The organism is Lysinibacillus irui (genome assembly GCF_028877475.1).
GTDB lineage: Bacteria > Bacillota > Bacilli > Bacillales_A > Planococcaceae > Lysinibacillus > Lysinibacillus irui.
This window is the reverse complement of record NZ_CP113527.1, coordinates 2,193,956-2,212,017: the sequence shown is the minus strand read 5'-3', so window position 1 is coordinate 2,212,017 and position 18,062 is coordinate 2,193,956. Positions and strand designations below refer to the sequence as shown.

Annotated in this window: 15 protein-coding genes and 1 pseudogene; 7 read left to right on the top strand and 9 right to left on the bottom strand. The window is 36.9% G+C overall.

Annotated elements, in window-relative coordinates:
- Nucleotides 1-122: 122 nt before the first annotated feature.
- Nucleotides 123-746, top strand: a complete 624-nt coding sequence (locus OU989_RS11090; RefSeq protein WP_274797229.1) for a YczE/YyaS/YitT family protein — start codon at nucleotides 123-125, stop codon at nucleotides 744-746.
- 48 nt (nucleotides 747-794) lie between these two features.
- Here the strand turns inward: OU989_RS11090 and OU989_RS11085 are convergent, their stop codons facing one another.
- The gene (locus OU989_RS11085; RefSeq protein WP_274797228.1) at nucleotides 795-1,406 is read right to left on the bottom strand and encodes a DUF4304 domain-containing protein; all 612 of its coding nucleotides are present in this window, start codon (nucleotides 1,404-1,406) and stop codon (nucleotides 795-797) included.
- Nucleotides 1,379-1,921, bottom strand: a complete 543-nt coding sequence (locus tag OU989_RS11080; RefSeq protein WP_274797227.1) for a GNAT family N-acetyltransferase — start codon at nucleotides 1,919-1,921, stop codon at nucleotides 1,379-1,381. Before OU989_RS11080 ends, OU989_RS11085 begins: the two co-directional genes overlap by 28 nt.
- A gap of 320 nt (nucleotides 1,922-2,241) precedes the next feature.
- On the opposite strand from OU989_RS11080, the gene OU989_RS11075 reads away from it, so the two are divergent.
- A complete protein-coding gene (locus OU989_RS11075) occupies nucleotides 2,242-3,156 on the top strand; it encodes a C40 family peptidase (protein WP_274797226.1) in 915 nt (304 codons plus the stop codon).
- 170 nt (nucleotides 3,157-3,326) lie between these two features.
- Nucleotides 3,327-3,803, top strand: coding sequence for an IS200/IS605 family transposase (gene tnpA / locus OU989_RS11070; protein ID WP_274797225.1), 477 nt, complete (start codon nucleotides 3,327-3,329; stop codon nucleotides 3,801-3,803).
- A gap of 180 nt (nucleotides 3,804-3,983) precedes the next feature.
- Here the strand turns inward: tnpA and OU989_RS11065 are convergent.
- The 3 genes and pseudogenes from OU989_RS11065 to OU989_RS11055 form a co-directional block, all read right to left on the bottom strand.
- Nucleotides 3,984-4,187 (bottom strand): annotated as a pseudogene (locus OU989_RS11065) (hypothetical protein); the annotation flags it as partial.
- Nucleotides 4,188-4,221: 34 nt separating this feature from the next.
- The gene (locus OU989_RS11060; RefSeq protein WP_274797224.1) at nucleotides 4,222-5,751 is read right to left on the bottom strand and encodes a DHA2 family efflux MFS transporter permease subunit; all 1,530 of its coding nucleotides are present in this window, start codon (nucleotides 5,749-5,751) and stop codon (nucleotides 4,222-4,224) included.
- 438 nt (nucleotides 5,752-6,189) lie between these two features.
- Complete coding sequence (locus OU989_RS11055) at nucleotides 6,190-6,744, bottom strand: helix-turn-helix domain-containing protein (protein ID WP_274797322.1); 555 nt, start codon at nucleotides 6,742-6,744, stop codon at nucleotides 6,190-6,192.
- A gap of 143 nt (nucleotides 6,745-6,887) precedes the next feature.
- Between OU989_RS11055 and OU989_RS11050 the strand changes: the two genes are divergently transcribed.
- On the top strand, nucleotides 6,888-8,090 hold the full coding sequence (locus tag OU989_RS11050) for an MFS transporter (protein WP_274797222.1): 1,203 nt from the start codon (nucleotides 6,888-6,890) through the stop codon (nucleotides 8,088-8,090).
- Between the two features lie 170 nt (nucleotides 8,091-8,260).
- Here the strand turns inward: OU989_RS11050 and OU989_RS11045 are convergent, their stop codons facing one another.
- Together OU989_RS11045 and OU989_RS11040 are read right to left on the bottom strand one after the other, a co-directional pair.
- The gene (locus tag OU989_RS11045) at nucleotides 8,261-8,554 is read right to left on the bottom strand and encodes a hypothetical protein (protein ID WP_274797220.1); all 294 of its coding nucleotides are present in this window, start codon (nucleotides 8,552-8,554) and stop codon (nucleotides 8,261-8,263) included.
- Between the two features lie 110 nt (nucleotides 8,555-8,664).
- Nucleotides 8,665-9,546 (bottom strand): GNAT family N-acetyltransferase, encoded by an 882-nt coding sequence (locus tag OU989_RS11040; RefSeq protein ID WP_274797219.1) that lies wholly within the window; start codon nucleotides 9,544-9,546, stop codon nucleotides 8,665-8,667.
- Nucleotides 9,547-9,990: 444 nt separating this feature from the next.
- On the opposite strand from OU989_RS11040, the gene OU989_RS11035 reads away from it, so the two are divergent.
- From OU989_RS11035 to OU989_RS11025, 3 genes are read left to right on the top strand one after another with little or no spacing between them, the layout of a single operon-like run.
- Entirely contained in the window at nucleotides 9,991-11,511 is a 1,521-nt protein-coding gene (locus tag OU989_RS11035; RefSeq protein WP_274797218.1) for a spore germination protein, read from the top strand.
- Nucleotides 11,512-11,528: 17 nt separating this feature from the next.
- Complete coding sequence (locus OU989_RS11030; RefSeq protein WP_274797217.1) at nucleotides 11,529-12,650, top strand: GerAB/ArcD/ProY family transporter; 1,122 nt, start codon at nucleotides 11,529-11,531, stop codon at nucleotides 12,648-12,650.
- The gene (locus OU989_RS11025) at nucleotides 12,637-13,761 is read left to right on the top strand and encodes a Ger(x)C family spore germination protein (protein ID WP_274797216.1); all 1,125 of its coding nucleotides are present in this window, start codon (nucleotides 12,637-12,639) and stop codon (nucleotides 13,759-13,761) included. Before OU989_RS11030 ends, OU989_RS11025 begins: the two co-directional genes overlap by 14 nt.
- A gap of 2 nt (nucleotides 13,762-13,763) precedes the next feature.
- Here OU989_RS11025 and OU989_RS11020 read toward each other — a convergent pair whose 3' ends face one another.
- The gene (locus OU989_RS11020) at nucleotides 13,764-14,714 is read right to left on the bottom strand and encodes a nucleoside hydrolase (protein ID WP_274797215.1); all 951 of its coding nucleotides are present in this window, start codon (nucleotides 14,712-14,714) and stop codon (nucleotides 13,764-13,766) included.
- A 160-nt stretch (nucleotides 14,715-14,874) separates the two neighbouring features.
- On the bottom strand, nucleotides 14,875-18,045 hold the full coding sequence (locus tag OU989_RS11015; RefSeq protein ID WP_274797214.1) for an ATP-binding cassette domain-containing protein: 3,171 nt from the start codon (nucleotides 18,043-18,045) through the stop codon (nucleotides 14,875-14,877).
- Nucleotides 18,046-18,062 lie beyond the last annotated feature (17 nt).

The following is an 18,062-nucleotide window of genomic DNA, read 5'->3' as shown; positions in this document are numbered from 1 at the left end:
TCTTGCCCTCCTACTAAGCTCTTTCTAGATTTTATATTGCAAATGCAATAAAAAGAGTATATAGTCAATGTAACGCAATTTTGTTGTATTTGCAACAAAAATAATGGAAAGGGGGCTGCAATTTGAGATATGCTTTTTATGTAGTAGGCCTTTTAATTTTAACGCTTGGTATTTCTTTCACTATACAATCCAATCTCGGCACCTCTCCTTTTGATGCTCTTTTAGTAGGCTTGTCTAGAAATGTGGGCTTGACAGTAGGTAGCTGGGAAATCATTCTGGCCATCCTATTAATCGGTAGTAATGCCCTAATAGCCAAACAAAAGCCCGAATTAGTAGGCTTGATTACAGCATTTATTACTGGTATAGGGATAGATATGTGGTTATTTCTATTACGCGATTTCGTAACACCAGACTTTTGGTATAGCCAAGCCATTTGTTTTGGCATAGGATTGATAGTGACTGGGTTAGGAACCGCAACCTATTTACATACAAATTTTGCACCTATTCCTGTAGATCGACTAACTATATTAATAAAAGAAATGACGAAAAAATCGATATTTTTCTCAAGAACAATTATTTATGTCTTATTTTTAGTACTTGCCATGATTTTTAAAGGGCCAATTGGAGTCGGTACGTTATTAACAGTTTGTTTAGGAGGCTTTATCCTGCATTTCTTTATGCCGATAATCGGGAGAATATTAGATAACAAAATGAACATAAGCCAAAAGGAAGAGCTTAATCGTTAGACAATAACAAAAACCAGCTACTCAATTGAGATGAGTGCTGGTTTTATCTTAAATTATTTCAAGTTTCACTCCATATTGATTGAATATAGCATGGTATTGTTGTTCGAAAATGGACCACCTCTGTTCAGCTCCATGCTTTTTACGTAATGCATTAAAGTAATGTTTCGCTGCAGTTACATCATTGGCCTGTAATAGCAAATGAAAGCTCTCTTCACCTAAATGTAAAAATGGGCCTGACGTATAATAATCAACAATGGATCTGGCACTGGTCATCGTTTCAAAGAAATGAAGGACATCTTCTAAACAAGGAAGTAGCATTTTTCTTACGTTATCTATATTAGTAGTAGCTGTGATAGAAAATCGATCTGGAGCAGTGTCAGCTATTTCTCTCATCCTTGCCCTGAAGTGACATTCTACTTCTTTCGGTGATGTCAGAATTTCTTTCGATTGAATTTGTGCCAACTCAGCTGCGTAAATCCCGCAATTCACATAAAATAGAACCTGATTAGCTGTATTCCCAGCAGATTTTTGGAAATTGATTAGGTAGATGAGGTTGTCCGTTTTCTTATAGAAATTCAGACCTTTCTTGTTGAAGCCGAATGTGGCTAAGAACGGCTTTATGTCCTGTTTTATCAACTCATTAAAGATGTGCTGCAACATGTTCCCTCCTTTGTTAATTCTTCATATTCATTTTTTAAAATAGACATAATATGTAAAGATTCAAAGCCATGTTCTGTTTTGAGACAATCTCTTAATGTTCCCTCTACTACAAAGCCCTGTTTTTGGTAAAGCTTAAAAGCTCGCACATTATTTACTTTCACATCTAGCCATAGACGATGAGCTTGAAATTTCGTAAATACCCAATCTTTAATAAGGTTAAAGGATTCCTTACCATACCCTTTTCCTTTTTCGTTGATCGTAATTCTTACAAGCTCAATGCTTAAATCGGGATTTTCTAATCCAGCAATAATAAGATAGCCTACAGGTTGACTTCTTTTTCGATCTTCCACAATTAAATGTAGAACATCTGTATTTGCCAATGCTTTTTCATGCTTTTCCTTTGACCATGGAATGATAAATTTCGCATTTTCCTCCATTGCTTCTAGGCTACAAACAAAATCTACATCTTGCCTATTCGTTTTTCTAAGTGTGACACTATCAGATTCTAAAAACATGGTATTCCCTCCTGTATTTTTTTCTTTGTCTCATTCAACTTACATATTGCATTTACTTTCTGGTGAATTTGCGACCAGAGATTTTTTGCTTAGGCTATTATATGTAAATTAACACTAATAACCCTATATAGCCAAACTTTTCAAATATTTTTAGTAAAATTGCCCATGTTTATTGCAGAAGTTTTACAGAGTTAAAAATAAGGTTTCAATTTTGGTGTTTAGGGGTAATCGGTAATATTATTGAAAAATAATTCTTGTCTCATTCATGCTATCCTTACATTATTCAAAGGCGAAAGCTTTTTGAAAGGGGTAAGGTTTAATTGAAGAAAAAATGGTTACTACCGATTTTTGCATCGTTTATGTTCTTTACAGGTGTAGGTATTCATGATGCAAAAGCGGCGACAATAGCAGATATAACGAATACAGCAAAAGCATATTTAGGTGTTCCTTATCAGTATGGAGGAACAAATATACAAACAGGTGTGGATTGTTCAGCTTATACACAAATTGTTTTTTCTAAGCTAGGCATTTCACTTGAACGTACATCAAAAGCTCAATATCAGCAGGGTACTGCAATCTCTAAAGACAATTTAAAGACTGGTGATCTCGTATTTTTTAATACATCGGGAAGCGGAATTTCCCATGTTGGTATATACATAGGTGACAACAGCTTTATTTCGGCAACGACAAGCTCTGGCGTTAAAATCGATAAAATTAACGACCCTTATTACTGGGGATCTCGTTATGTAGGAGCAAAACGCGTGGCAACCTTTACTGACAATGATTTTGGTGAAGTAAAAGAAGCAGAAATCGACTTTAGCATTTATGCATCGCGCGGTGAAGTTGCTCTTCGACTAGCGAATAAATTACAGTTAAATACTAGTAACACTAATACAAGTTTCCCAGATATCAAACCATCGTCCAAATATGCAGGTGCTGCAGAAGCGCTGAAAAAAATCGGCGTTTTCACAGGTGATGAAAATGGGAAATTCAATCCTGGGTCACCTATGACTCGTGGTCAATTATCGAAAGTTTTAGTGGAAGCCTTTAATTTAAAACAACAAGGAACTGCAGAACAATTTGCGGATGTTCCTAACGCTCACTGGGCTAACACATATGTAGCCATTCTCGCCTCCAATAAAATTACGGTTGGTAAAGGGGACGGAACATTTGGCGTAAACGACAATGTCACATTGGCACAATTAGATGCCTTCATCCAACGATTAACTCAATAACCTCAAAAAATGGCGTTTCATCTTAAGATGAGACGCTTTTTTTGTATCTTTTGAAAACCCCTTGCTATGCGAGGGGTTCCAAAGGGCTTCTAGCTATGGACAAGAAAAAAACCCCAGCCGTACAATGAAATCAGGTCTGGTCAACCGACTTCGTACGAAAGGGGCTCCAAATGGATAATAAAAGTTTAGCACACACGACATGGAATTGTAAGTATCACATCGTCTTTGCGCCAAAATATAGAAGGCAGATTATTTATGGAAAAATCAAAGCAGATATAGGTAGAATTCTTCGCCAGTTATGTGAAAGAAAAGGAGTAGAAATCATTGAAGCTACAGCCTGTCCTGATCATATTCATATGTTGGTGAGTATTCCACCAAAAATAAGTGTTTCATCGTTTGTAGGTTATTTGAAAGGGAAGAGTAGTTTAATGATATTCGATCGGCATGCGAACCTGAAATACAAATATGGAAATAGGAAGTTTTGGTGTCGCGGATATTATGTAGATACAGTAGGTCGAAACAGAAAAATCATACAGGAATATATAAAAAATCAATTGCAAGAGGATATTCTTGAGGATCAAATGACTATGAAAGAATTCATTGATCCATTTACAGGAGAAGAAATACAAGCAAAAAAGCGAAAATAATAAAACCACTTTAGTGGTAGCGTGAAAACGGAGTGCGGTTGGCGGACCTTTCAGTGTGTCTTTAGACATGGGCCAGTACCCCAGCGTTTCACGCGTAGAGCAAACCACCAGTTAGACTGGTGGTTCTGATTTACATACTCTCCTCTATTAAAAAAGCCAGCTTGCCTTGTACTGACTTTAAAATCCCCTACCGTTTTGTAGATAGATAGGTAATAAAATTATATCAGCATACATCATCAGCGTGACATTCATATTGATGATCCCAAAGCCAACAGTTGATAAAACTACGCTCACAACATCTAACTTTGTTTTAGCAGTTTCAAAGACATTAATTAAATATTTCATTGCTAATAGAATGATTGAATTGTTCAATAAGAAAAACGGGCATTGCTTTATTCAAGCAATACCCGTTTTCTATTTACTCCGCTAACTGTTTTTCATCAACTTCCCCACCAGTATGAGTTTCATGACTTGGTTTAACTCGCTTAATAAAGAAAGCAAGAATGAGTGCGATGGTCGCAATCAATGTTGATAGGAAGAACGTAAAATTAATACCATGGAGCATGGCTTCATTTAAGATTTGTTGTTTTAATTCGCTAGCAGACTGTGTTGTTGCTTGAGCGGCATTGGCACTCATATTGTTCATTGCGCTCGCAGCTAGCTCCTCTGCCTTAGCTGTTGTTTTATTGTTCATTATGGTAATCAATACGGCAGAACCAATCGCACCTGAAACTTGCTGTAATGTATTGTTCATCGCTGTTCCGTGTGGATTATTATAGGCTGGTAACTGATTTAATCCATTTGTCATAACTGGCATCATAACCATGGACATGCCAAACATACGTAAAGTATAGAGTATTACTAGTGTTGAATAAGCCGTATCCATGCTAATTTTGCTGAAGTAATACGTTGTCACAATGGTAATAATTAAGCCAAAGACAGCCAAGCTTCTAGCACCGTATTTATCAAAGAGTTTCCCAGTAATTGGTGACATAATCCCCATCACAATCGCACCAGGTAGCATAAGTAGACCAGAATCCATTGGTGAAATACCACGAATCGTTTGGATGTAAATTGGCATCAAAATCATAGCTGAAAACATGGCCACTGAAATAACGATGGAAATGGCTGACGATAAAGCGAACATTGGATATTTGAAAATACGAAACTCAAGCATTGGCTCATCCATTCGTAGCTGACGAAGGGTGAAGGTAATTAAAGCAAGCGTTCCAATTATAATCGTGCCATATACAAGGACATGATCCCATCCTTTTTCCCCAGCGGAACTAAAGCCATATAGCAAGCCACCAAATCCTATACTTGATAAAATAAGTGAAATAATATCAAGCTTAATCGCACGTTGTGGTGTAACATCCTTTAACTTAAAGGCTGCAAAAATTAAGGTTAAAATAGCAATTGGTAGCACAATATCAAATAACATTCTCCAGCTATAATGTTCAATGATCCAGCCAGAAAGAGTAGGTCCAATCGCTGGAGCAGTAATCATTACGAGACCAAACATCCCCATTGCGGCCCCACGTTTTTCCACTGGAAATGCAGTTAGCATCACATTCATTAATAATGGCATCATAATCGCTGAGCCTGCAGCTTGAATCATTCGTGCCGCTAATAACACACCAAATGCAGGGGCAATACTAGCTAAAAATGTACCTAACGTAAACAAGGCCATCGCTGTCATAAATAATTTTTTATCCGTAAAGCGTTGAATAAAGAAGGCACTCGCTGGGATTAAAATACCGTTTATCAACATATATCCTGTTGAAAGCCATTGTACTGCCGTCGCATTGACTTTGAATTCTTCCATAATAGCAGGAAGAGCAATATTTAGTAGTGTTTCATTCAAAATAGCAACAAAGGCCCCAATAAATAAAATGGCAATCATGCCGTATGGCGTTTTCGTCTGAATAGAAATGTTTTTCTCCGACATGTAAGTATCAGTCCTACTTTCTCTTTTAAAATTTCATTCACATCTTTATGAAGCCTTTCATCGCCTCTAAGTTCATTTACACATTCAAATTGCCTTGTAGATCTACTGTGTGGTTTTTCCTCCAATCTGCTCGTTTGCTCCTGCTGTTTTCATCGCAACCACCCCTCAAAAAATTAATAATAAAAGTGTTGACGAAAGAATAGAGTATATTGTATAATTAGAATAGGGATAATGCGGTGTATAATAATTATACAATGTCTATCCATATAAATTTACCATACTACTTACCATATTTCAATGTGTTTTACATATTTTTTTGTACAAAAAAGTCGATTCCTAAGCTTGAGGAAATCGACTTTTTTCTATATGAATGAAAATCAAGGAATTATAAAAATCGTCCATTACTTGTTAAGTAAGGACGATTTTTTACTTGCCTAACTACGGAGTTGTATACGTTAAAGACAGCATTAAATGGACTTTTTCATTAGAGCGGTTGATGTATGTGTGAAGCTCTTCACCTTTAAATTTGATGACATCCCATTGATTTAACTGATGGCTTTTCTCTCCTACCTTCAGCTCCAACTGTCCATTTAACACGAGCACAATTTCTTCAGAACCAGCTAAGTGGCACTCACTGTACTCGCTATTTGGTTCAAGGCAGCCTCTATACCATTCTGTTCCATGAGTTTTAAAAAGTGGTTCAACAAACCAATCGTTATTATGCCCTGCAAATTGATAGTCTGATCCAAAACGATGAACCTCGATATTTTCTTCAAAAGCTAACAACGAAACAAGTGGAATATTAAGCCCTCTACATATTTTCCATAGAATATTGACAGTGGGATTGGTTTCCCCTCTTTCGATTTTACCTAACGTCAATTTACTGACATTACTTATAGCTGCTAACTCCTCAAGGCTCATTCTTTTATTTTTACGTATTTCCCTTAAATTAACCCCAACTTGACCAGATAAGTCAATATTTTCCTCACTCATCAAGATGCACCCTCCCCATTGACTTTGTATAATTAGTATATTATAGTATACAAGTCGATAAATTATAGTTTACTTTAGTTGATGAAAAGTTAACTATAGTATATCAAATAAGCATTTTTAATTATACAAGGAGATGTACTTCTATGATAGTAAAATCAAAAAATCTATATATGATTTGGAGCGTTTTTTCTTTATTCATTCTATCGATGAATCTAAGAGCTTCCATCACTTCTATCTCACCTGTGCTAAAAAATATTCAGATGGACTTGCACATGTCTAGTGCTGTCGTCAGTTTATTAACTGCCCTACCCGTTTTTTGTATGGGCATTTTTGCACCATTAGCCGGGAAGTTAAGTGAACGCTGGGGCATCGAGCTGACAATTGCTTTTTCAGTTTTATTAATTGGTGTGTCAACAGCATTGCGACTAATCGCATCATCGCCTGTGCTTTTACTAGTAACTGCTATTCTAAGTGGTATAGGCATTGCCATAACAGGGCCATTAATTTCTGGTTACATTAAAAAGCATTTCCCTAGATCTTCATCCTCTATGATTGGGGTTTATTCTGCGGGAATGGGGATCGGGGCGTCACTCAGCGCTGGTTTAGTCGTGCCTGTCATGCACGCTTTTCATCAATCCTGGAACGCAGCTTTAGCGATATGGTCTGTGTTTGCGCTTGCGGGTGTCCTAGTTTGGATTCCCATTATTAAAAAATCAAAACAATCACAGCCAACTAAAAACGAATCTGGAAGTCAAAAAAGTCGATTACCATGGGGAAACCGATATGTATGGCTCCTTATGATCATGTTTGGTTTGCAATCCGGTGTTTATTATTCCCTGGCAACATGGCTCGCTCCGAAAGTACAGGACGTTGGTTATAGTGATGCCTACGCGGCAACAACCGTCACGGTTTTTTCCGTTATGCAAATGATTTGTAGCTTTATTATTCCAATCATTATTAATAATAGTACCAAGAGAAAACCGTGGATGCTGCTTTGTGCATTGAGTTCTTTTACCGGCATTTTCATGTTAATCATTGGCGGAATCTCACCTGTTTTCTGTGCCGCATTAGCTGGGATTGGTGCTGGGGGCTTATTCCCATTAGCCATGATTCTCCCTTTAGATGCAACATCTACACCAAAGGAAGCAAGCGATTGGACAGCCATGATTCAATTCGGAGGCTATATTATAAGTGGGATTATTCCAATGCTCGTGGGGGTCATTAAAGATATAACAAACACCTTTGACGTTGCCCTCATAGCATTATTATTTACTTTGGTAGTTCTGATGTTGCTAACATTAAAAGTGACAACTAAAAAAGAATCAACTATTCAGGTCCTTTCCTAATAGATAAAGAGGGAGTCAAGTTTGTGACTCCCTCTTTTTTATAGTAATGAGGAGCTTGGATTCTTGTTAGAAGTGATCCTTTTTTATGCCAAAGCGCTCGTATCTATGCCTGAAGCGCTCCTTTTTCATGTCAAAGCGATCGAAACTCTGCTTGAAGTGATCCAATTTCATCACAAAGCGCTCGAAACTACGCTTGAAGTGATCATTTTTATTGCAAAGTGATCGTATCGCTGCTTGAAGTGATCCAATTTCATCACAAAGCGCTCATATCGCTGCCTGAAGCGCTCCTTTTTCATGCCAAAGCGCTCGTATCTATGCCCGAAGTGCTCCTTTTTCATGCCAAAGCGTTCATATCTATGCCCGAAGCGCTCCTTTTTCATATCAAAGCGCTCATATCGATGCTCGAAGCGCTCCAATTTGATACAAAAGCGATCGAAACTCTGCTCGAAGTGATCCAATTTCATCACAAAGTGCTCATATCCACGCTCGAAGCGCTCCAATTTGTTACAAAAGCGCTCATCTCGCTACTGAAGTGATCAAAATCCCCTTCAGTAGCGATTACCCCCTCCCTCACTTAACTATGCGATGTTAGAGGGAACATAAAATTTCCTTCTAGTAGTGGTTTTTTCGAGAGGACAAATAGGGCATCGTCATCATTTGGTATGATGGTTGCTGTCATGCCCTCGAGGGTGAAGTCAGGGGTGAAATAGAATACTACTTTTTTTGTAGTGTCTTTAACAACGCTTGCTAACACAGTCTCCGCATCGAATGGCCGTATGGAGATGATATCGTAAATATTTATAACGCCACCGTCTTCTTCCATTAACACAATTGTTTCTAAGTCTTCTAGATAGTAAATGGCATCATGAAATACGATGGTGAAATAAAACATTAATAGGGTTTCGTTCTGTTCGACATCAATAATACTAGAATTGACTTGACGATTTTTCGCATAGTTTTCTAGAATGACAAGATCCTGTTCAATTGTTAGTCGCTGTAAGGTAGCATTGTTCGGTTGAATAGTTTTTTTTGTGAGATCTAAGCTAAATTCACTTTCATGAATCCGTGTAAAGCCGAACTTTGGATAAAAATCCAATACAGTGTTATTGGCAAAAAGATACATGACATCACAGATATCTTCGTATTTATTGAGAATCTCCTGCATCAACTGCTTAGATAAACCCTGATTACGATAGTTTTCGTCGGTCATGACTGTACCGATTTGAATGCCGTTTAGTCGCTCACCATTGATTACTAACGACATTGTACTAATCGAGGCATTGGCAATGACTCTACCTTCCATAACAAATGAGTACGGAATATACTGGTCATTCCAATATCCTTTGTTGTACCAGTCTCGAAAATCTAAACCAAATGTCTTGATTGCTAAATCATTAAAACTTGCCTTTAATTTTTCATCATGACGATAATCAAATACTAGTTCATATTTTTCCACTTCAATTCCCTCCTTTTATTTCACTACGTCCTTTTTGTTGGGAATCATCACCTCCTAAAAACAGAAAAAGACCTTATGAGCACACACTCATAAAGTCCTTGGTTACACAGAAAATAAAGCTAGCTACCAAAATTAGCTAACAGTTTTACTGTGGATTAGACATGATCATGCTTCTCTTCGTTATCGCAAAAGGGCAATACCATATAAACCCTATAATTTCCTAAAAATTATAGAAATGCCCCACTATTAAATTCCATGGAATTTAATTTGCGATAATCAGTTTTAGCATAATGGTCTAAACTCCGTTCTGTTTTAAGATACCTATAATACTACCACTTTTTGTTAAATGCTGTCCACTGCAAACTTGCAGAAAAAAGTATAGAATCCCCTTTTAAAGCCTATTCTATAAACGAAGTTAACCATGAAGGGAGCCTTTTATTTAAAATGAAATTTAAACTACCTTTCAATAAAAAACAACCACCACCAACAAAAGAGGCGCCTAAAGAAAACCTAGTAAGGGTTGCTCAAGCGACAGATCATTTTATTCAATCGATTAAAACTGCTACTAATAATCCAGCTGATTTAATTATAAAATCTATTCCACCAAATCTTACCCTTATTTATATTGAAAATTTAGTCGATAACCAAACGTTAAATAATGATATTATAGCAATTTTACAGAATCATCCATATGAAAAACCGGAGGATATTGAGATTTCTCTTTCTGTTCCTGAAGTGAATGAAACCAGTTTACTTAGGGAAACTGTAAAATCCATGGTCAATGGATCTGTTTTGATTCATGTCGATGGCTACTCTAACGTTCTATTGGTTGATATTGCTACAAGGGAATCTAGAGCATTATCAGCGCCTGAAAATGAATCTCAGGTAATTGGCACACAGGTTGGATTTAATGAAAGCCTAGCTACAAATATTTCGTTAATTCGTCGCTACATAGTGAGTCCTGAGCTTTGTAATGAAAAGCTCAAAATTGGCAGGCGGACGAATACATCAGTTTCCATTTTATATATGAGTGGTATTGCCTCCGATCAAATGGTTAATACATTGCGTCAACGAATATCAGACCTTGATATTGATCAGTTATTAGATAGCGCAGTTTTGGCAGAAATGATTGATGATAATTCGTTATCAGTCTTCCCACAAATGCTTATGACTGAAAGGCCAGATAGATTATGCGATGCTCTTTTGGATGGCAAAGTGGGTGTTCTTGTAGATGGCAGCTCCATGGCTATTGTTTGCCCACAAGCGTTTACAGAGTTTTTCCAAAGTCAGGAAGATCAAAACTTAAGATGGCAAATTGCCACTTTTCTAAGATTATTACGTTTAGCTGCCTTCTTTATATCCGTCTATTTAACACCATTTTATGTAGCAGCTGTAACCTTTCATTATGAAGTCATACCACAAGCCTTTTTAGTACCTTTAAGTGAATCAAGGGCGTTAGTACCTTTTCCACCGATATTTGAGGCATTGCTGCTGGAATTTATTATTGAGTTGCTGAGAGAAGCGGGAGCAAGATTGCCCACGAAAATCGGCCAAACAATTGGTATCGTAGGCGGTATTGTAATTGGTACTGCAGCGGTACAAGCTGGTATTACAAGTAATATATTACTGATCATTATTGCTTTAAGTGCTCTGGCTTCTTTCACGTCACCTAGTTATATGATGGGGAACGTTATTCGTCTTATTCGCTTTCCAATTATTATACTAGCAGGATTCTGGGGATTTTATGGTATCATGTTGGCTTTCTGTTTTATTCTTATTCATCTTAAACGCCAGACAAGTTTGGGTGCTCCGTATATGTCTCCATTCTATCCACCTAGAATGAAAGAAATTCGAGATAGCATCATCAGAATGCCTGTACCTTTAACAGCGAAAAGACCTGCTTTAACTAGACCAAAAGATGAAAATAAATTTGAGCCTCAACCTGTAAAACCGGAAAAAAGTTGAAATGAAGGTGAAGTAAAATGACAAAACCTATACAACTTAGCCCTAAAGATATGATTAGCGCTTATTTACTGTTTTTTGTCATACATGGCGCACAAGTTGGGGTTGGTATACAGGGATTTCAACGAATTGTCTATCAAGATGCAAGACAAGACGCATGGATTTCAGTTTTACTAGCAGGGATTGCCTCTCATATCGTCGCATTTTTTATGATTAAAACATTAGAGATTTATGGCTCCAATGATTTATATGGCATTCAACAAGATATCTTTGGCAAATGGATAGGCAATTTATTCAATGCCATGTATGTATTATATTGCTCGGTAGCATTCTTTTCCGTTTTACGAAATTATATTGAAGTAATCCAAGTGTGGTTGTTTCCTGGAATAGGGACATGGTTTCTGTCAGCAACTTTACTCATTGTCGTTATTTATGCATTTACTGGAGGGCTACGCGTAATTGTAGGTCTGGCCTTTTTTAGTATTATACTTTCCTTATGGATTTTTCCTATGTTGGCTTTTCCTTTGAAGTATTCAGTAGCAGAAAGTTTATTACCGGTTCTGGAAAATGACTTTCGTTCGATTTTAAAAGGTACCTTTTCAATGACTTTCACTATTATTGGCTTTGAGGTCTTAAACGTTATTTATCCCTTTGTAAAAGAAAAGAAAAATGTTCAAAAACATGTTCATTTAGGTTTGCTGTTTACAACCTTTATCTATTTATCCGTTATGCTGGTGTCAATTACCTATTATAGTGAAGGTAAATTATTAAAAACGATATGGGCCACATTAACATTATTTAGTTTTATTAGCTTTCCTTTTATAGAGCGCTTTGAATTTATCGCCGTTTGTTATTGGATGTTAATCATTTTGCCGAATATGTGTCTTTATTTATGGGCTGCTTACCGAGGGGCTATTCGTTTAGTCAATATAAGCGGGACAAAGTTTGTTTGGTTACTCTCTTTCTTTGTGTTTATCGGTACATTAATCATACAAACACGTACTCAGATTAATACGATTAATACGATTTTTGGGCATGTGGCATTTTACGTAATCTTTGTTTACCCTATTTTGCTATGGATGCTTGCCGTGCTGAAAAAGAACTTCACATCAAAGAAGGTGAAAAAAGATGAACAAACTTAAATGCTGTTTTATTGTTTTTATATCATTTATTTTTTTATATGGATGTGTGCAGACAAATATTTTAGATAAAATAGGATTAACTACATTGATTGGTTATGATAAAGGAACTGAAGAAAAAATTGCGACGACAGCCGTTATACGTGAAGTAAATCCAGAATTTCAAAGTAATGTAGAAGTTTTAACAACCGAAAATGAAACAAGTAAAGGAAATCGTATGGAGGCGAATCGCAGGCTTTCAAAAAAAATCATGGTCGGTCAAATGAGGGTTGTCTTGTTTGGTGACGATTTAGCAAAAGAAAGTTTGCACTATTATATAGATACAAACCTAGAAAACGCTAGTGTTAGTAATAGTGTCTATATGGCTGTGGTAGAGGGTAAAACATCCTCATTATTGAGCTACGAATACAAAGATATCGAGGATATTGGCCAACATATATTTCGTTTAATCGAACAAAATGTAAGACAGGAATATATGATTTCGGCTACACTCCATCAAATCGCACATGATTACTATTCATTTGGGAAAGATTTAGCGATGCCAATTATTAAAAGAAATGGCGAGCTTGTTGAATTAAGTGGCGTAGCTCTTTTTAAAGGGAGCAAAATGGTGGGTTCCCTTCCAGCAAACGATAGCTTTTACGTTAAAATTGTCCGAGACACCTTTAAAGTTGGATTGTTTGAAACGATCTTAGACAAAGAGGATATTCCATCTAAAGTTCTTCAAAAACCTGCAGAAAAAATAACTGTGGCCTTTGATGCCATCCATTCAAATAGAAAGATAAAATTAGTGAATGCCGATACACCAGAGTTTGATCTTAACATCGACATTCGGTCAAGAGTTTTAGAGGTATATCCTGATATGAATTTAGGCGACGCGAAGAATGTAAAAATACTACAGGATGCAATCGAGAAGAAACTAACAAAGGAAATTGAAAGAGTAATCGCGCATAGTCAGGAAGTCGAATCGGATATTTTTGGCTTTGCCGAGAAATATAGAAGTTCTGTGAGACATTCTAAGCTGACAAAAGAAAAATGGCATAAAATGTATAAAGATATGAAAGTGAATGTCAATGTTAAATTTGTGATCCTACGAGATGGGGTTTTTGAATAGGCTCAAACTAATTGACCTGTCATGATAGACAAAAAGTTATGAAAGAACTTGTCATAATGAATATCAAAGGCAATACGATGTCTTTTTGCTCCATTGTTACCATTTTCATATGGCCGTGTTTCGGCAATACTTTGCCCTCTTGCCGGACCTTCAAGTTTATCCACAATGATGACCGGATAGGACTCATAGATAAACATGTCAGGATAAATTGTTGCCATCAACGTTAATGCATCATGGACGGGGCTTCCTAATAAAGAAGGGTCCCGTTCTTGATAAAAACGAGTATAGTAGTCCATTAATGGTTTAAGGATTTTTGTTTGCCCAAATGAATCAATATAGTCCACCATCCCTGGTGTAACAATTGCCTTTTGTGTGGCATTCAATGGAATGATTGTTACATTCGTTGCGTAGGTTAGCACAATTTTCACAGCAAACGGATCACCATGAAAATTCGCTTCTGCCACTGTAGTGACATTTCCAGGAACCCAAAACGCACCACCCATAATATAGTATTCCTTGATATTTTTCATTAGGTCATTGTAAAGGATAAACATTGTAGCTAGTGAGGTTAACCGACCAATATTGACAATAATAAGCTCCTCATCCTTATACCTTTCAATTATATTGACAATTTCAAAAAAGTTTTCAATTTTTAATTCGTGATCGTCATTTGGTACAATAGGTCCCAGCCCTCGTTGTCCGTGAATCTCTGGGTAGTAAGTGGGTTGTTCCCCCGTTAAAGGAACCTCTGCTCCCAAAATAACGGGAATACCCTGTGGGAAATCGAATAATTTCATCACATAATAAATATTGGACACCGCATCTTCTCGCGAGACATTTCCGTAGTCTGCAACTAAGCCCACAATTTCTATTTCTTTATTTAGCCTTGCATAAATTAAGGCAACCGTATCATCAATGCCAATATCTCCAAATAACAGTACTTTTTTGACCAAAGAATAACCTCCCTTTTACTGCCAATCCAGCTACCTTTATAGTACGATTAAAATGGCAAAGACGACACTGAATGTTAACTTTTTTGGAAAAATTAGTGTGATTAATCAAATGAAGTAAACCCACTTGCTGTGCGCAAATGGGTTTTCTAACAAGTTGAGCTTAGTTATTATGTTGTAAGTATTGATAGACCGCCATCATTTCTTGTTTATTTAACTCACGAATGCGATTGAAAATTGGAATATGAGCAACAGCCTCAAGATGAGAGCCTTCTTTTACCACATCCCTTACCTTTCCTGTTAGCCAAGTTTGTACAGCAATACCATCGACGATTTGCTGACGCCCCTCTTCATTAATACCACTTGCACCACAGCTAACACAAGGGACGGTTAATTTGTAGACGCCATCATGTAGACCATCCTCTGAAAGAACCTTTTTCCCTTTACAGAATGGGCAAGTATGATTTGCTTTAACTTTGTTGATTTGAGTGACGATTTTTTTGTAGCCAAACGCCTCATATACATAGGTAAGTTTTTTGTATTTGCCATTCGTAAAATACTGGTCGATCATTGCTTCTCTCGTCTCGTAAATATTAGCAAAATCACAGATTGTTACTTGATTTTTTCGGCTAATAACGTCTAAATTGCTTTCGATTTTTTCCCAGAATGGTAAAGCGTTTTGCAGAACGATTTCATACCCTACAAAGCTTGCAAGCTCCAATTCCAGCATTTTCAACGCTACTTGCGTTTCTCTTGGCAACAAGGAGACATCTTGGAGTAACGACATATCTCCACCAACGATTGCTTTCATTTTTTCTAATTGTGGTAAGCTCCCTACAATTTTAATGACTTCATCCAGTGACTGATGGATTAAGTCTCGGATATCGGTGTCCCCAAATCGTAATTTCTTCTGATGATTAAGCACTGTGCCATGACAGATTGGGCAAGGCACCATTTTTCTTGTTTCTTTCATTTGCTCTTTTATCTTAGATTTCGAAATGACAATATAGCGGCCAATGATTAAATTAAAGCCCTCCCATTTTTTCGAGGATTTCGTTGTCTTATCATAAAAAGATTGATCCCAATAGCCATATAAAAATGTATGTTTTTCTTCTTCTGTCATTTCATTGTAGCTTTTACTTATATCCTGGCCAAGTTCATTTTTAATCTCTTCAAAGAGGAATTCTAATTTTGAATGTTGGTAGTATTTTAAGACATCCATCACATCTGGATGTAATAAACCGTCCCAAAATGGCACATTTTTATTTTGTACTACGATATCAAAATCGAATTTTTCTATTTCTAATCGCCCCGAACAGCTTGGACAGTGATTTTCTTGGCTAAAGAAATCAAAGCTTCTTGTATCCTTATTCGTTGGATGTGAAGCGACAATATGGTTAATAAGCCCCCCAATTTCATAGAGAAAACTATATTGGCTATATAAATGTCGCTCTAGATCAATAGCAATGACTGGGGCAATCCTGTTCGATTCGTAATCACTGTATATAAGTCGAGCCATAGAGGATAGGCTTTTTAAGATTCCCCCTTTATAAATATTTTCCGCCATTTTAAAATAGCTAATCTGATGGTCTTCTAAGTATTGAATGCCATTTCTAGAATCAAGTGTTGACGCAATGTGTAAAGGAGCTATGTTTTGTGAATGCTTCACTTGATTAAAATAGTCTTCTTGACTGACCACCTCAAGATGTGTCACAGGCTCCTGCTGTCTTTTCCCAAAATCAATGATAAAATCTGAGCTTTCGAGCATATAGGCATTGTGCTCAATCATGATGATGGAAATGGATTCATCTTCAAGGATGTCCCTTACACTATCAATGAACTGATTTAAAATATTTTGAGATAACCCTTTAGACGGCTCGTCAAAAATAAATAGTGTATGTGGGTTTCGAGAATTCGCAAATAACTCTGAGACAAGATGTACACATTGGAATTCACCAGTAGAAAGGGATTGTGTCTTTCTTTCCAATGTTAAATAGCCAAGTCCTAATTTTATCAGCAAGCTTAACCGCTTATGGGCGATGTCTTCATTAGGGAGTTCATCAATGATATCCTCAATCGAACGTTGAAAAATATCTTCAATCTCCTCACTATATTTTGTTAATTTCCTTTTAATATCGAGGAATGTTGCGACAGTAGATCTACTTGTAATGGATTGATTACGATCTTGTCCAACCATCACAAGTTTATCCTTTGGATAGCGTTTAACAAAATCTTTCGATATACATTCATTGACAAGTGTTGATTTTCCACAACCAGATTCCCCTGTAAAAGTAACAAGTCGATTTTTAGGAATTTCTATTCTGTCCATTTGGATATTCCGACAATGGAGGTCTTGGAATTGGTAGTAGGTAGTGGGCATTACCTGATTTCGTTCCCAATAAATTGGCTGTGGTCGAGGGGACTCGTCTACAATTTTCCCACCGTATTTCCCACTACCTGGTCCGAAGAATAAAGGCTTGTCTGCAGTGTCGAGCACCGTATCTGAATGATCGATAAGCCAAATTTGATTTTTATGGCCCAGTTGTTGAATTTGCTCCAATATTTTTAATAACGTATCATGGTCCAAACCAACCGATATTTCATCGACAATGATGACTGTATTTTCGCTCGTTGCCATGAATTCTGCTAAGTAAAGTCGAGTTAATTCCCCACCTGATAACGTCCCCATAATACGATTCAATGTTAAGTAGCCAATGTTCATATGAATGATATTTTGAAGTATATGCTGTTTTTCTTCGCTAATTGTTAATTCATTTGATAAAGAATAGATAGCCTCGATGCTTAAATTATGAATATCAGAAATGCTATAGGGTTCATTCCATAAAGTTAGTCGATGTTGCTCCACTTCTGGACTATAGCGTTTACCCTGACATTTTTTACACTCTACATTTTTCGTCGTGCCTCGTCCTTTACATGCAGGACACCAGCCTAAAGCGTTATTAAAGGAAAAAACCTCTGGAGACAGCTGAAATTCTTCTGCCAAACGATCACGTATTTCTTTAAAAACACCTGTATGTGTACCAATTGTTGAACGAGGATTTGTAGAGATAGATGATTTCCCTAGGAAAAGAACTAATGGCATGTCCTCCATTTGAATCGCACTGAAGTTCGTTTCCATAATGTTTGGAAACAAATATTGATATTCAGACTTAGGTAATAAAGAAACGAGACGTTTTTTGGATTCCTCCCCAATCGTTTGACAAAATGTCGTTTTCCCTGAGCCAGACAACCCTGCAATTCCTAGTGATTGATCTTCTGGTAAAACTACATCTAAACGGTTGATATTATTGGCAATGAGTTGATTGATCTTCATGTCGTGATCCTTTCATG

Coding starts and splice junctions, on each gene's coding strand:
- OU989_RS11085 (WP_274797228.1), bottom strand. CDS start 1,406: ATGTTGCAGCACATCTTTAATGAGTTGATAAAACAGGACATAAAGCCG.
- tnpA (WP_274797225.1), top strand. CDS start 3,327: ATGGATAATAAAAGTTTAGCACACACGACATGGAATTGTAAGTATCAC.
- OU989_RS11045 (WP_274797220.1), bottom strand. CDS start 8,554: ATGAAATTGGATCACTTCGAGCAGAGTTTCGATCGCTTTTGTATCAAA.
- OU989_RS11025 (WP_274797216.1), top strand. CDS start 12,637: ATGAACAAACTTAAATGCTGTTTTATTGTTTTTATATCATTTATTTTT.
- OU989_RS11055 (WP_274797322.1), bottom strand. CDS start 6,744: ATGAGTGAGGAAAATATTGACTTATCTGGTCAAGTTGGGGTTAATTTA.
- OU989_RS11015 (WP_274797214.1), bottom strand. CDS start 18,045: ATGAAGATCAATCAACTCATTGCCAATAATATCAACCGTTTAGATGTA.
- OU989_RS11030 (WP_274797217.1), top strand. CDS start 11,529: ATGACAAAACCTATACAACTTAGCCCTAAAGATATGATTAGCGCTTAT.
- OU989_RS11060 (WP_274797224.1), bottom strand. CDS start 5,751: ATGTCGGAGAAAAACATTTCTATTCAGACGAAAACGCCATACGGCATG.
- OU989_RS11050 (WP_274797222.1), top strand. CDS start 6,888: ATGATAGTAAAATCAAAAAATCTATATATGATTTGGAGCGTTTTTTCT.
- OU989_RS11035 (WP_274797218.1), top strand. CDS start 9,991: ATGAAATTTAAACTACCTTTCAATAAAAAACAACCACCACCAACAAAA.
- OU989_RS11080 (WP_274797227.1), bottom strand. CDS start 1,921: ATGTTTTTAGAATCTGATAGTGTCACACTTAGAAAAACGAATAGGCAA.